A 13,252-nucleotide genomic window follows, 5' to 3' on the forward strand; every position below is an offset into this window, starting at 1 on the left:
ATCGCTTTTTCGATTTTCCTGCTGGAATAGATATTATCCATATAAGCGTAAACCATTACCTTGAGCATCATCTTGGGATGAAAGCTGGGTTTGCCATCTTTACTATACTCCTCAATGAGCAGTCTCAGATCAAGTTGCTCAATAACCCCATTAACGATGCGAACAGGATGACTTTCCGGAATCAATTCCTCGATTGAGGGCGGGAATAACCAGTTTTGTTGTTGATTATAATCTTTAAATTTAATATTCATATCATTGATTATCAATACTTAAAGATACAAAACAACTATAAAATAGACAATACTTTGCAAAAAAAATCACAAAAAAACCGCCTCAGTTTTGAGACGGCTTCTTTTTTTATGCTTTTTACTTAAAGTTTTTACTGCTGCAATATTTGGCAAACGCTTTGCCGCATAAATTAGCGTCTACTTAAAGACCGCGAAATTCTTAACAATAAAAAATAAAATTATGAATGCTCCCTCACAAAACAAACAGCTCAAAGATTCGGAAATCCAGAAACAGAATCAGGATCTCCCAAACATTCCCGCTTCATCAGAAAAAATAAAAACCGGAAACGCTGCGGATGAACAGATACAGCACACCTCCCAGCTCCAAAAAGACGGCAAAACCGAAAACACCGAAAAAAATCCTAAACAGCATCGGTGAGCCCATACTGTTAAAGTATTTTAAAGTTTCTCTGGTCATGTGTTTCTGCCACAGTTTTTGATTGTAAACACGCATCACATCAATATTAACTAAAAATATAAATTATGTCTTACACCATTGTGGGAATGTTCCCAACCCCCGAAGAAGCAGATAAAGCCTCAGATAAATTAGACAGCGCAGGTTTCAAGAAAGAAGATTACCATGTCTCCCGCCATAACACCACGGGCGAATATGACGCGGCAAAAGGTTACGATTACGAGGAAGATAAAAAAACAGGCGAATTCTGGAACTGGCTTTTTGGAGATGACGAAGATGACAAAAACCGCTACAGCTACGCCGGAACCAAAAGCAACCTTGTCACTGTTTATACGGATGATCTGGACCGCGCTGAAAAAGCCCGTGATATAATGAACGATCAGGGCGCCATCAATGTCAATGATTTTACCAAAGACAGATATGAGTCAAACACCAAGGTGAGCGCCGAAGAAAAAGCCAGGATCATCGCAAAAGCAAAAAACAACCTGTATTTCACGGAGGAAACACGAAATTATAAGACCCGGCCACGTGGCATGGATTCCGATATGGACAGTCAGGGCGACAACAACACTTTCTAAATTCAGCAACTGCGGCTTCAAAAAATTTGAGGCCGTATTTTTTTGGAGCACCGAGGGTACGTATCTTTCCACTGGTACGCCTGCTCTCCACTACAATTTTTTCTGCCAGCGCTCTGGCGCTGTCAAAAAAAGATTTTCGTTTCGATCAGGGCTAAAACTTCAGTATTGTTTTCTCCGGCAGGATATTTTTTACGAATTTTCTGTATTTAATTTATTGCAAAAAAACCTTGTAGCATTAAAATAAGATTTCATAGAAAAACCTTATTTTTGCATCTTACCACTTTTTAAAATCATAATGATAAAGATTACTCTTCCCGACGGAAGCATCCGGGAGTTCGAAGGTGCGGTTACGCCGCTTGAAGTCGCAAGATCAATCAGCGAAGGATTGGCAAGAAATACAATATCTGCCGTGCTCAACGGAACGCAGGTTGAAATTACTACGCCGATCACCGGGGATGCTACGCTTCAGCTTCTGACCTGGAATGATGATCTTGGCAAAAAAGCTTTCTGGCATTCCTCTGCGCACCTTCTGGCGCAGGCGATCATGGAATTTTATCCGCAGGCCAAGCTGACTATAGGACCGGCGATTGAGCAGGGTTTTTATTACGATGTAGATTTCGGCGATGAGGTACTTTCCGAAAAAGATTTTGAAAAGATCGAGAAAAAAATGCTCGAGAACGCCAAAAAGAACACCACCTTCAGTTTATATCCCGTGTCCAAAGCAGATGCGCTGAAGGAGTATGCCGACAATCCATATAAAACAGAACTCATCACCAACCTCAACGATGGTGAGATTACTTTTTGTACCCACGACAATTTCACAGATCTCTGCCGTGGCGGCCACATTCCGGCAACAGGAATTGTAAAAGCCGTAAAAATCCTCAACGCTGCCGGTGCTTACTGGCGCGGTGACGAAAAAAATAAGCAGCTCACACGTGTGTACGGCATCTCCTTCCCGAAACAAAAAGATCTTACCGAATATCTGGAAAGACTGGAAGAAGCCAAGCGACGCGACCACAGAAAACTCGGCAAAGAGTTAGGCATATTTGCTTTCTCGGAAAAAGTGGGTGCCGGCCTGCCGCTTTGGTTGCCAAAAGGAACTGCATTAAGAAAAAAACTTGAAGAATTTCTGTCCGCCGCCCAAAAGAAATCCGGCTACGAATTTGTGATGACGCCTCATATTGGGGCAAAAGAACTTTACGTAACCTCCGGCCACTGGGATAAATATGGTGCCGACAGTTTCCAGCCGATCAAAACACCAAATGAAGGCGAGGAGTTTATGCTGAAGCCAATGAACTGCCCGCACCACTGCGAAATCTATAAAGTTGGTCAGTGGTCGTACAAAGACCTGCCAAAGCGGTTTGCAGAATTTGGAACGGTCTACCGGTACGAGCAGTCCGGTGAACTTCATGGTTTGACAAGAGTCCGCGGATTTACACAGGACGATGCTCATATTTTCTGCACGCCGGATCAGCTGCTTGCTGAATTTGAAAATGTGATCGATCTTACACTTTATGTATTTGAGTCGCTGGGCTTTGAAGATTTTGTTACCCAGGTCTCACTGAGAGATCCGGAGAAAAAAGAAAAATATATCGGCAGCGACGAAAACTGGAAAAAGGCTGAAGATGCCATAGTTCAGGCGGCCAAAAAGAAAGGTCTCAACTATGTGATCGAATATGGCGAAGCTGCTTTTTACGGTCCGAAACTGGATTTTATGGTAAAGGATGCGCTGGGACGACGTTGGCAGCTTGGTACGATCCAGGTGGATTATAATCTGCCGGAACGTTTCGATCTTTGGTACACAGGCAGCGACGGCGAAAAACACAGACCGGTCATGATCCACCGCGCACCGTTTGGTTCTATGGAGCGCTTTATAGCAATACTTTTGGAGAATACAGCCGGTGATTTCCCGCTTTGGCTCGCTCCCGATCAGTTTATCATTTTGCCTATTAGCGAAAAATATGTGGATTATGCAAAAAAAGTTTCACAATTGCTGGAAAATCACGATATTTGCGGCTTGATCGATGAGCGAAATGAGAAAACCGGTAAGAAAATCCGGGATGCAGAAATGCAGAAACTGCCGTTTATGCTGATAGTTGGTGAAAACGAAGAAGCCAATATCACAGTATCGGTTCGCCGTCGTGGTCAGGGCGATCTTGGTGAAATGAGTATAGAAGATTTCATTAATTATTTTAAAAAAGAAGCCACGATATAATTGGATATTTAACAACTTAAATTAAACACCATAGCACAGAAATTTCATTACAGAGGAAGAGGTCCACAGCGACGCGTACAGGAGGATTTGCATCAGATCAACGATAAGATCCGCGCCAGAGAGGTACGTCTCGTAGGTGATAACGTAGAACCGGGCGTATATCCTTTAGCAAAAGCGCTGGAAATTGCAAAAGATCAGGATCTTGATCTTGTGGTAATTTCAGATAAAGCAGAACCTTATATTTCCAGGATTCTGGATTATAAAAAGTTCCTTTATGAGCAGAAAAAAAAGCAGAAAGAACTTAAAGCCAAACAGGTAAAAGTCGTTGTAAAAGAAATCCGTTTCGGGCCGCAGACCGATGAGCACGATTACGAGTTTAAAAAGAAACACGCCGAAAAATTCCTCGAAGAAGGCTCCAAACTGAAAACCTATGTTTTTTTTAAAGGACGTTCGATCATTTTCAAGGATCAGGGAGAAATCCTTCTTTTAAAACTGGCACAGGAACTGGAGCATGTCGGAAAAGTTGACCAACTCCCCAAGCTGGAGGGAAAAAGGATGATCATGATGATGAGTCCGAAAAAACCTGCGAAGTAATTTAGAATATAAAATGTACGTAAATACTGCATTTAACTAATAGAAAGAGACTGATGCAGTCTCTTTTTTTATGACTTGTTTGTAGCTCGCAGGTGAATTTCTATGATCCGTGCCTTTAACATTACATAAACTTAAAAAAAATCAAAGCGTGTTTAATTATTATAAAAGCTTTCTCTTTATACTGTCTACGACGGCGACCTGCATAGTCAGCGCACAGATAAATACGTCAGAATACACCGCTGGGACACTCGCTACAAAAGAATGCGCTGCAATTCCGGGAAAAACCATGGGACAGAAAATGGAAAGTCTTCTGTTCTGGTCCCAGGCTGAAAAAGAGCGGCGCTTCCCACAGATGTACCGGATTTTCCCAAGTTTGCAGGTACAGACCGGCGATAAAGTTTTTCCTTTGAAAAAAGGCAGAGATATACGCAATCTTCTGCCAGCCGATTATCTGAAAAAGTATGTAACGGACAATCACATCACGGGTATTGTTGTTCTGCAAAACGGCAAAGTGCAGCTCGAAGTTTATGGAGCTGAATCCAACCGCCAAACAAAATGGACCTCCTTTTCGGTGGCAAAATCTGTAACTTCCATGCTTCTGGGTGCAGCACTGAAAGACGGTTCGGTTAAAAGCCTGGATGATCCACTTTCCAAATATATCGCCGCACTGCAAAATGTGGATTATGGGAAAGTAACCGTGCGCCAACTGTTGACAATGACGTCGGGAATCGCCTGGAATGAGGATTACGCCGACGAAAACTCAGATGTGGCAAGTATGTACCGCCAGCCTTGTATTGGTAAAGAAGCGCATATTGTATCTTACATGAAAAATCTACCTGCCGCGCACGAGCCGGGAACAGTCTGGAATTACAGCACCGGCGAAACCGATTTACTGGGAATTTTAATTGAGGAAGCGACGGGGAAATCACTGGCATCTTACCTTTCAGAAAAAATCTGGAAACCCTGGGGCATGGAGTCCAGCGCGTTTTGGCTGGCAGACGAATGCAGCGGTGGTAATTTTGGTGGCAGTGGCCTTTCCGCTACAGTCAGGGATTTTGCACGGTTAGGAACGGTAATGCTTTTTCGCGATGAAAACGGCCACCACCCTTTCTTCGCTGATGAATATGTGCAGAACGCGGTTTCGCTCCTACAACCGACCGGAACAGGCGGCAGCGGATACGGATATCTCTGGTGGCGAAATGCAGATGGCAGTTACGCAGCTTTTGGAATTTTCGGTCAGATGATTTACATCAATCCCAAAACAAACGTGGTAATCGCGCAGATAGCGGCCTGGCCATCTGCCGGTTCCAGAGAACTTTCAGCGAAAAGAAGTGAATTTATAAAAGCAGTTGAGAAAGCTTTGCAATAAAAATTTTCTTTTCACCGCCTAACGGAAAGCACTATCAATCCTCGGAATTATCTCCGTCTCCCATCCCGCTTAAGTATTTTAAGTAAGCATCATACTGCTCCAGCACATCGTCAATTACCTGTTGCCGCGTCAGTCCCATCAGGTCGTAGCCACCGGAGCCTGTTTGGGTAGTGACCTCAAGACGGTAATATACATCGGTATCCGCAGCCATTTTACCGCTGAAGGTCGGTGTTGGTGTCGCTACCATTGCCACCTGATAATAAAAATCATGAAGGTTGTCGGTCGATACACGAAGTAAAGGACCTGACGGCCGGCTGGGATCGATCGTTGATACGCCGTGATCGTGATCTGCGTTTTGCCGCTCGGCCTCGTAGCCCTGACCGCGAAATTCCGCCGCCACATCATCCAGCGCGGGCCGAACCACACGCTCCAGGAATTGTACAGCCTCACGTTTTGAAGCATAAGTCAGCATTTTACCCAAACGCTGCTTCCAGGTACGCTCCGGAACGTGACCTCCACTGGGCGTAATCGTGGAGCGTCGCAGCGTTCTGCCTTCCTGTTCTGCACGCTCTATCCGCAGTGCTTTGTAAAACGAAAACATGACCAGATACGCGATAACCGTCACAGGAAGTGCGAAAATCAAGGTGGCATATTCCATGGTAATTACGCCGCCAGCCAGCAGCATAGCGATCGTCAGCACAGCAGTTAACACCGCCCAGAAAATCCGCAGCCACTTGGGCCCATCTTCACTTGGGTCCGGGATTGAGGCAGAAAAATTTGACATTACCATCGCTCCCGAGTTGGCACTGGTGATATAAAACAGCAGCCCGGAAAAAGTCGCGAGACCGATTAAAAACATCGGTGCGGGAAACATACTGAGCAACGCGTACCAGCCGTGTTCAGGACTGTTCATTGCAAGTTCGGCGAATTCGGTGTTGCCGTGAAGCACTTCATACAGAGCAGAATTGCCAAAAAAAGACACAATGATAAAATCACAAAGTACAGGAACTGTAATTGCCGCGATTACAAACTCACGCAAAGTCCTTCCCCGGGAAATCCGCGCCAGAAACACGCCGACAAAAGGTCCCCAGGCTAACCAGAATGCCCAGAAAAACAGTGTCCAACTTCCCATCCATTCGCTGCTGTCGGGCACATAAGCAAAAGTTTTAAACATCCTTGAGGGCAGCGTAACTATGAAATGGCCAATATTCTCGACAAGTCCATTGAGCAAAAAAGCGGTTTGGCCTGCGATGAGAATAAATGCCATCATGGCCACAGCACTCCAGAGATTAAGCTCGGAAATCCAGCGTATTCCCCGGTCGACACCGGAAGTTGTAGCAGCAATCGTTAAGATTACAGCTCCCACAACAAGCGCAATCTGCAGGGTCAGACCTTCTTTAAAACCAAAAAGCTCCGAAAATCCTACATTCAGCAACACCACACCAATTCCCATGGTAGTCGCCACGCCGAACACAGTTCCCACAAGTGCAATGGTGCTGATGCCGTGTCCCAATGAACCTTTGACCCGTTTACCAAATAGCGGATAAAGTGCCGCGCGGATCGACAGTGGCAAATCCCAACGGTAGGCAAAGTAACCCATGGCCATACCCAAAAGTGCATATACCGACCACCCGGCAATGCCGTAATGAAACATGGTCCAGACGACTGCATCCTGCAGAGCGGCGGAGGATCCGGGCTCGCCGGAGGGCGGCTTCAAATATTGAACGACCGGTCCCGTGACCGAGAAAAACAGCAGGTCGATACCCACGCCTGCGGCAAACAACATGGCCGCCCAGGTACCGAGACCATACTGTGGCCGCGAATCATCAGGGCCCAACCGCACGCTTCCTGCCTTTGAAAGTGCCACCCAAATCACAAAGAAAATCACCAGCGCCATGGTGAGTACATAATACCAGCCCAAATTCTCGGCTATCCAGTTGACAACCAATTTCATGGTGCCGCCGGCCTCATTCGGCATCAGGATTGCCCAAACGGAAAACGCTGCGATCACGAGCGACGAAATTATCAAAACGCTCCAGTTGATTTCGGCGGTTTTGGTTTGCGACAGTTTCTGAGCACCCTTTCCCAAATCGCTTTTTGTTACGGGGACTTCATCTTCAGCCTTATGCGGCTTTACGCTGCCGCCAAACCTGCTACGCTCAAATCTGGTTTTATGTAAGGGTTTGCTGTCCCGGGCGCTTTGGTTATCTGGCTGCTGACTCATGGGTAGGTACTTATTTATTTAAAATAAATTTACAATAAAATATCTTTCTTTTTAATGATGCTAAGGTAGCAGGTTCAACTGTAAAGCGTGTAATTAGCGAAGTAGTAAACAATTGTCAGGATCACTTTGTAAACTGACCGTAAAAAATGCAGTTTCTTACAAAATTCCCCCAACATTTCCCGGACTGGTTTTCAGTGGAATTATTGAATGAAGATACAAATTTCTGGGGTGCAAAAAGATGCGGCAAATAACAAAGATTCAAATCCAGCTTAAATCCCAGCCAGAAAAGAAATTTTTTAAGGCAAAATATTCCCCCGGAATTTGTTGGGCAGAAAAGCTTTTGAGGTTTTTTGCGCCGCGGCTAAAAATATTATTAAGACCGATGACAGAATTGACCTATAAATAAGTTAACGGCTGCACTGGCTAACTATTTTCTTTAGGTTGTCTTAGAATTTTTTCCATTTTTTTCCCTTTCGCCAATTCATCGACCAGCTTATCCAGACAGCGCGTTTGCCGGGTTAGCGTGTTTTCGACTTCTTCAATGCGGTAACCACAAATTGTACCGCTGATCAAAGAGGCGTTCCGATTGATTTCTGCTTCTTTAAAAAAAGTTTCGAAAGTGACTTTGGACTCAATCATTTCCTGAAGTTTTGTTTCATTATAGCCGGTGAGCCATTCAATCACCTGATGTAACTCTTGTTTCGTTCTGCCTTTTTTCTCGATTTTTGAAAGGTAGTGCGGATAAACAGATCCAAATACCATTTCGGCAATCCGTTTATTGTGTTCGTCGGTAACTTTCATACATTTATTTTTACAGTGATATATTTAAGCGGGGCCTGCTGACTCTCAAATATAGGAACTATTCAAACCAATTCTTTTATTAGTCCTGAATAATGGGGAATTATTATAAATATTTCCGGAGAGCTTATTTTGTTTCGTGAAGACATTTCGCGGTGTCTTGCGCGGCGTTAAGTCGCATTAATGAAAAAAATGTTTTGGGCCGACTGCCGCGTGAGGGATAGGAACGGTTACCCCGCAGCCCGCCGCAGGCGGGCGAGGAGTATGAGTGGATAGCCCGGCGCAATGAACGACTGCGGCGACACGCCCAAATAAAAGTGCTGAAAAAGTATTTGCTGCCACAAACCTCGAAAACCTAAATTACTTTCATTATCCAGGGAAATTATGTACTTTTGCAGTCGGAAAATTGTGGGAATTCCCCCGGGCGACACCACGACAACCAAAACGATTGATAACAACCAGATAAAATTAAGCAAAATGCCAAAATTAAAAACTAAATCAGGTGCTAAAAAGCGTTTTAAGCTGACCGGAACCGGAAAGATTAAAAGAAAAGGTGCTTTCAAAAGCCACATCCTGACCAAAAAAGAAACCAAGCAGAAGAGAAATCTTACGCAAACTTCTTATGTGGCCGAAGTGGACAAGAAAAGCGTGCTTCGCCAATTAGCTTTAAAATAGTTTTTATAAATCAACCGGTTTATAAGAATTACAAAAATTCAAAAAATTTAACCCTGAAACGGTGCAGAAAAGTGTAATGAAATAATTTGCCGCCCTTTTCAAAAAAACAAATTTAATTATGCCAAGATCAGTAAATGCAGTAGCTTCCAGAGCTCGCAGAAAAAAAGTAATGAAGCAGGCGAAAGGTTTTTTCGGTAGAAGAAAAAACGTTTGGACCGTAGCTAAAAACGCCGTGCAAAAAGCAATGCAATATGCTTACCGCGGTAGAAAAGAGAAGAAAAGAAATTTCCGAAGCCTTTGGATCATGCGTATCAACGCGGGAGCCAGAGAACACGGGATGTCTTATTCCCAGTTTATGGGCGCTCTGAAAGCCAACAATATCGAATTGAACAGAAAAGTTCTGGCAGATTTAGCAATGAATCACCCGGAAGCTTTCAAAGCAATCGTTGACCAAGTAAAATAAGTTAAAAAAGTGTTGTTATCAATATCAGGATCTCCTACAGCGATGTAGGGGATTTTTTTTTAAATTTATGCCTCAAAAGTATTTATGAAAAAATTATTGTTTTTCTCGGCGGTCTGCCTCTCCGCGAATTTCCGCGCCCAGACTTTTACGCAAACCTATCAGAACCGCGTGAACGAGGTATCGCTGACAAACATAGTCTCCAACCTCACCGATTTCTCAGATCTGGGCGTGAAAACCACGGGTTCCGTAAACAACAATAATGCTTTTGACTGGCTGAAAGCGAAATATCTTGCGTTTGGATATAACACCGTGCAACTTTCGGAAAATGCTTTTTCCTACAACGGCAAAACCACCAAAAATCTCATCCTTACCAAAACAGGAACTGTATATCCAAATACTTACGTTATCGTCTGCGGACATTATGATACCATCGTTGGTCCCGGCGTGAATGACAATGGCAGCGGAACCTCAATTATCCTGGAAATAGCGAGAATCCTTAAAGACGTACCGACGGAGTATTCCATTAAATTCATCAATTTTTCCGGTGAGGAACAGGGTTTGCGCGGCAGTCAGAATTACGTGAACACCGTGGTAAACGGCACAAATCCTAAGATGGATATTAAACTCGTGCTCAACATCGATCAGGTGGGCGGTGTAGCCGGCGAGGTAAATAATACCGTTACCTGCGAACGAGATACGAGCAGTCCGTCTTCCAACAATGGCGCCTCAAGCACGGCAACGCAGATGCTGATGAACTGCGTGGCGCTCTACTCGCCTCTACAGGCAAATCTCAATTATGCCTACGGCTCAGATTACATGCCTTTTCAGGCCAACGGCGAGGTAATCACAGGACTTTATGAGTACAATGAAAGTCCTTATCCGCATTCCGTAAACGATACTTTCGCGAATATGGATCCGACTTTTGTTTATAATGTAGGCAAAGCTGCTTTGGGCGCTGTTCAACATTTCGCACTGGCCAGTATTTCGGCATTAGCCATTAATGATTGTCCGCCGGAAAAAATGCTGGAGTCACTGAAGATCTATCCGAATCCTGCGAACGGTTTTGTACAAATTGAGATGCTAAATTCTGATCTGAAAGATTTCAGTTTTGCGGTTACAGATTTAGCGGGGCGAACTTTAATACAAACAAAGAATGAGAAACGAATCGATGTTTCGAAACTTTCTTCAGGTATTTATTTGGGCACGATGACGGTTGAGAATCACAAAGTGACGAAAAAAATGATCATTAAAAAATAGCCCATGGAATCAGCGCGAAATTTTCTGTTTCGCAGTTTATAACATTCCTGAAATCTGTGAAATCTGTGCGGGATAAATAAAAACGGTTCTGTTACTTTTGATTCCGATTCATTAACACTTCCTCGATCTCGGTCAGCGAAAACGATTTTGCTTTCAACAGGATCAAAAGGTGGTAGAGCAAATCCGCGGCTTCATTTTTAAATAAGTCAGCGTTATCATCTTTCGCTTCAATCACCAATTCTACAGCTTCCTCTCCTACTTTCTGCGCCATTTTATTGATACCTCTTTGATACAAATCATAAGTATAAGAATTGGTGACTTTTTGATCAATTCTTTCCGAAATGGTTTCTTCTAATTCATATAAAAAGCCTTTCGCTTTTTTTTCTTCAAAACAACCGAAACTTCCGGTGTGACAAACATTTCCGGCAGGTTTCACCTGAATTAATAAAGCATCTGAATCGCAATCTTGTTTGATGCTTTTTACGTATAGATAATTTTCAGAGGTTTCGCCTTTCAACCAAATTCTGTTTTTGGTACGGCTGAAGAAATGAACGCGTCCGTCTTTCTGCGTTAATTCCAACGCTTCTTTGTTCGTATAACCCAACATCAAAACCTGCTGCGTGCGATCGTCCTGAATAATTACAGGAACTAAACCGTTTCCTTTTTCAAAATCTAATTTCATATGTGATTTTTTATTGTTTTTAAATGTCATATGCAATCGCCTTAAACAGTATTCGTATTTATTTGTAACTGGTTCCTGGCAATTTCATCATCTTATGGATATTTTGTTTTGTTTTAAATTTTCTTTTAAGTCGGAGATTTTTATTTCATTAAAGTGAAAAATACTCGCAGCCAAAGCGCCAGTAACATTTGTCTTAGTAAAAACTTCAGTAAAATCTTCCATCTTTCCTGCACCGCCTGAAGCGATAATTGGAAGGTGACAAACATCTGAAACATTTTGTAACATTCGGATGTCGAAACCATTTTTCGTTCCGTCAAAATCCATTGAAGTCAGCAGGATTTCTCCCGCTCCTAAATCGGCAACCGTTTTTATCCAGCCTAAAGTTTTCAGTTTTGTTTGAATTTTTCCTCCATTAATGAAAACATAATCTTCACCGTTGATATTTTTGGAATCAACCGCAACTACGACACATTGATTTCCGAATTGTTGGGCGATTTCCGTAATCAGTTCCGGTCGGCGAACCGCTGCAGAATTGATGGAAACTTTATCTGCGCCAGCTTTTAATAAAGCTGCAACATCTTGAACAGAAGAAATTCCGCCACCAATGGTAAAAGGAATATTGATTTCTAAACTGAGTTTTTCCACGAGTTCAATTAAAGTCTTTCTACCTTCTAAAGTCGCCGTTATATCGAGGAAAACCAATTCGTCCGCACCATCTTTAACATACTTTTTTGCAAGTTCAACTGGATCACCGGCAATTCTTAAATCTTCAAACTGAATCCCTTTTACCGTTTTTCCATCTTTGATATCCAAACACGGGATTATTCTTTTCTTTAACATTAATTAAATTTTTGAAGTTCCTGTAAACTGATTTTTCCTTCATACAAAGCCTTTCCGATAATCGCTCCGGAACAACCGAGTTCCTTTAAATCATCTAAATCTTTCATTGAAGAAATCCCACCGCTTGCGATTAAGGAAATATTTGATTGACTTAAAATTTCTTTATACAATTCGAATGACGGACCTTCCAACATTCCGTCTTTTGAAATATCTGTACAGATTACTTGATTGATTCCTTTTCTTTGATAAGCTTGAATAAACTCCAAAACATCGAAATTAGAATCCGTCAACCAGCCTGAAGTTTTCACTTTTCGGTCTAAACAATCTGCACCTAAAATTAATTTTTCAGCGCCAAATTCTTTAATCCATTCTTCACACATTTCAGGATTTTCTACTGCAATACTTCCTATAGTCACTTGATTTGCTCCTGCATTGAAAGCACTTTCCAAACTTTCGCGCGTTTTGATTCCACCTCCGAAATCAATAATCAAATTTGTTTCAGATGCGAGAATTTCTAAAGTTTTTAAATTTTTAATAGTCTTAGCTTTTGCACCATCTAAATCAACCAGATGCAAATATTGGATTCCATTTGCTTCATATTCTTTTGCAATATGTAATGGATCTTCGTGATAAATTTTCTTGGTATCGTAATCGCCTTTTGAAAGACGGACGCATTTTCCGTCGATAATATCTATGGCTGGAATGAGTTTCATTTTATATTTATTTAAAACCACAAAAGGCACAAAAGTTTTTTAATTCTTAAAGAACTCAAAAATGCATAAAAGTGTAAATGTTAACTTCATACCTTTTACGCACTTTAAACAGATCAAATTTCACCTGTACTTTTGTGCCTTT

General features: G+C 42.6%; 14 protein-coding genes. 8 read left to right on the forward strand and 6 right to left on the reverse strand.

Annotated elements, in window-relative coordinates; genetic code table 11:
• Positions 1–251 (reverse strand): IS1182 family transposase (locus H562_RS0110025; RefSeq protein ID WP_034691067.1); only part of this gene is annotated, 251 nt, incomplete at its 3' end.
• Between the two features lie 217 nt (positions 252–468).
• On the opposite strand from H562_RS0110025, the gene H562_RS0110030 reads away from it, so the two are divergent.
• From H562_RS0110030 to H562_RS0110050, 5 genes are all read left to right on the forward strand, one after another.
• On the forward strand, positions 469–666 hold the full coding sequence (locus H562_RS0110030; RefSeq protein ID WP_027377385.1) for a hypothetical protein: 198 nt from the start codon (positions 469–471) through the stop codon (positions 664–666).
• Positions 667–770: 104 nt separating this feature from the next.
• Positions 771–1,280 (forward strand): hypothetical protein, encoded by a 510-nt coding sequence (locus H562_RS0110035; protein ID WP_156831987.1) that lies wholly within the window; start codon positions 771–773, stop codon positions 1,278–1,280.
• Between the two features lie 295 nt (positions 1,281–1,575).
• Positions 1,576–3,495, forward strand: a complete 1,920-nt coding sequence (thrS, locus tag H562_RS0110040) for a threonine--tRNA ligase (protein WP_027377387.1) — start codon at positions 1,576–1,578, stop codon at positions 3,493–3,495.
• Between the two features lie 87 nt (positions 3,496–3,582).
• The gene (gene infC, locus H562_RS0110045; protein ID WP_156831988.1) at positions 3,583–4,089 is read left to right on the forward strand and encodes a translation initiation factor IF-3; all 507 of its coding nucleotides are present in this window, start codon (positions 3,583–3,585) and stop codon (positions 4,087–4,089) included.
• 148 nt (positions 4,090–4,237) lie between these two features.
• Positions 4,238–5,458, forward strand: a complete 1,221-nt coding sequence (locus H562_RS0110050; RefSeq protein ID WP_027377389.1) for a serine hydrolase domain-containing protein — start codon at positions 4,238–4,240, stop codon at positions 5,456–5,458.
• 34 nt (positions 5,459–5,492) lie between these two features.
• Here H562_RS0110050 and betT read toward each other — a convergent pair whose 3' ends face one another.
• Positions 5,493–7,682, reverse strand: a complete 2,190-nt coding sequence (gene betT, locus H562_RS0110055) for a choline BCCT transporter BetT (RefSeq protein WP_051190474.1) — start codon at positions 7,680–7,682, stop codon at positions 5,493–5,495.
• 423 nt (positions 7,683–8,105) lie between these two features.
• Positions 8,106–8,483 (reverse strand): DUF2200 domain-containing protein, encoded by a 378-nt coding sequence (locus H562_RS0110065; RefSeq protein WP_027377391.1) that lies wholly within the window; start codon positions 8,481–8,483, stop codon positions 8,106–8,108.
• Positions 8,484–8,957: 474 nt separating this feature from the next.
• Here H562_RS0110065 and rpmI point away from each other — a divergent pair, with 474 nt between their 5' ends.
• From rpmI to H562_RS0110080, 3 genes are all read left to right on the forward strand, one after another.
• Positions 8,958–9,155 carry a 50S ribosomal protein L35 gene (gene rpmI / locus H562_RS0110070; protein WP_027377392.1) on the forward strand — a complete coding sequence of 66 codons (198 nt, stop codon included), beginning with the start codon at positions 8,958–8,960 and terminating at the stop codon, positions 9,153–9,155.
• Between the two features lie 118 nt (positions 9,156–9,273).
• On the forward strand, positions 9,274–9,618 hold the full coding sequence (gene rplT / locus H562_RS0110075) for a 50S ribosomal protein L20 (protein ID WP_027377393.1): 345 nt from the start codon (positions 9,274–9,276) through the stop codon (positions 9,616–9,618).
• Between the two features lie 84 nt (positions 9,619–9,702).
• Entirely contained in the window at positions 9,703–10,875 is a 1,173-nt protein-coding gene (locus tag H562_RS0110080; RefSeq protein WP_027377394.1) for a M28 family peptidase, read from the forward strand.
• Positions 10,876–10,966: 91 nt separating this feature from the next.
• On the opposite strand, the gene hisIE is transcribed toward H562_RS0110080, so the two are convergent.
• From hisIE to hisA, 3 genes are read right to left on the reverse strand one after another with little or no spacing between them, the layout of a single operon-like run.
• Positions 10,967–11,587 carry a bifunctional phosphoribosyl-AMP cyclohydrolase/phosphoribosyl-ATP diphosphatase HisIE gene (gene hisIE / locus H562_RS0110085; RefSeq protein ID WP_084466358.1) on the reverse strand — a complete coding sequence of 207 codons (621 nt, stop codon included), beginning with the start codon at positions 11,585–11,587 and terminating at the stop codon, positions 10,967–10,969.
• Between the two features lie 57 nt (positions 11,588–11,644).
• Entirely contained in the window at positions 11,645–12,397 is a 753-nt protein-coding gene (gene hisF, locus H562_RS0110090; RefSeq protein ID WP_027377396.1) for an imidazole glycerol phosphate synthase subunit HisF, read from the reverse strand.
• Positions 12,397–13,110: a 1-(5-phosphoribosyl)-5-[(5-phosphoribosylamino)methylideneamino]imidazole-4-carboxamide isomerase gene (gene hisA / locus H562_RS0110095; protein ID WP_027377397.1), complete on the reverse strand. Its 714-nt coding sequence runs from the start codon at positions 13,108–13,110 to the stop codon at positions 12,397–12,399. Before hisA ends, hisF begins: the two co-directional genes overlap by 1 nt.
• Positions 13,111–13,252 lie beyond the last annotated feature (142 nt).

This window comes from Kaistella palustris DSM 21579 (assembly GCF_000422265.1).
Classification (GTDB): domain Bacteria; phylum Bacteroidota; class Bacteroidia; order Flavobacteriales; family Weeksellaceae; genus Kaistella; species Kaistella palustris.

Excerpts from the sequence above, each read along its gene's own strand:
- hisIE (WP_084466358.1), bottom strand. The coding sequence starts at position 11,587 with ATGACATTTAAAAACAATAAAAAATCACATATGAAATTAGATTTTGAA.
- thrS (WP_027377387.1), top strand. The coding sequence starts at position 1,576 with ATGATAAAGATTACTCTTCCCGACGGAAGCATCCGGGAGTTCGAAGGT.
- hisF (WP_027377396.1), bottom strand. The coding sequence starts at position 12,397 with ATGTTAAAGAAAAGAATAATCCCGTGTTTGGATATCAAAGATGGAAAA.
- betT (WP_051190474.1), bottom strand. The coding sequence starts at position 7,682 with ATGAGTCAGCAGCCAGATAACCAAAGCGCCCGGGACAGCAAACCCTTA.
- H562_RS0110030 (WP_027377385.1), top strand. The coding sequence starts at position 469 with ATGAATGCTCCCTCACAAAACAAACAGCTCAAAGATTCGGAAATCCAG.
- H562_RS0110080 (WP_027377394.1), top strand. The coding sequence starts at position 9,703 with ATGAAAAAATTATTGTTTTTCTCGGCGGTCTGCCTCTCCGCGAATTTC.
- H562_RS0110035 (WP_156831987.1), top strand. The coding sequence starts at position 771 with ATGTCTTACACCATTGTGGGAATGTTCCCAACCCCCGAAGAAGCAGAT.
- hisA (WP_027377397.1), bottom strand. The coding sequence starts at position 13,110 with ATGAAACTCATTCCAGCCATAGATATTATCGACGGAAAATGCGTCCGT.
- rplT (WP_027377393.1), top strand. The coding sequence starts at position 9,274 with ATGCCAAGATCAGTAAATGCAGTAGCTTCCAGAGCTCGCAGAAAAAAA.
- rpmI (WP_027377392.1), top strand. The coding sequence starts at position 8,958 with ATGCCAAAATTAAAAACTAAATCAGGTGCTAAAAAGCGTTTTAAGCTG.
- H562_RS0110065 (WP_027377391.1), bottom strand. The coding sequence starts at position 8,483 with ATGAAAGTTACCGACGAACACAATAAACGGATTGCCGAAATGGTATTT.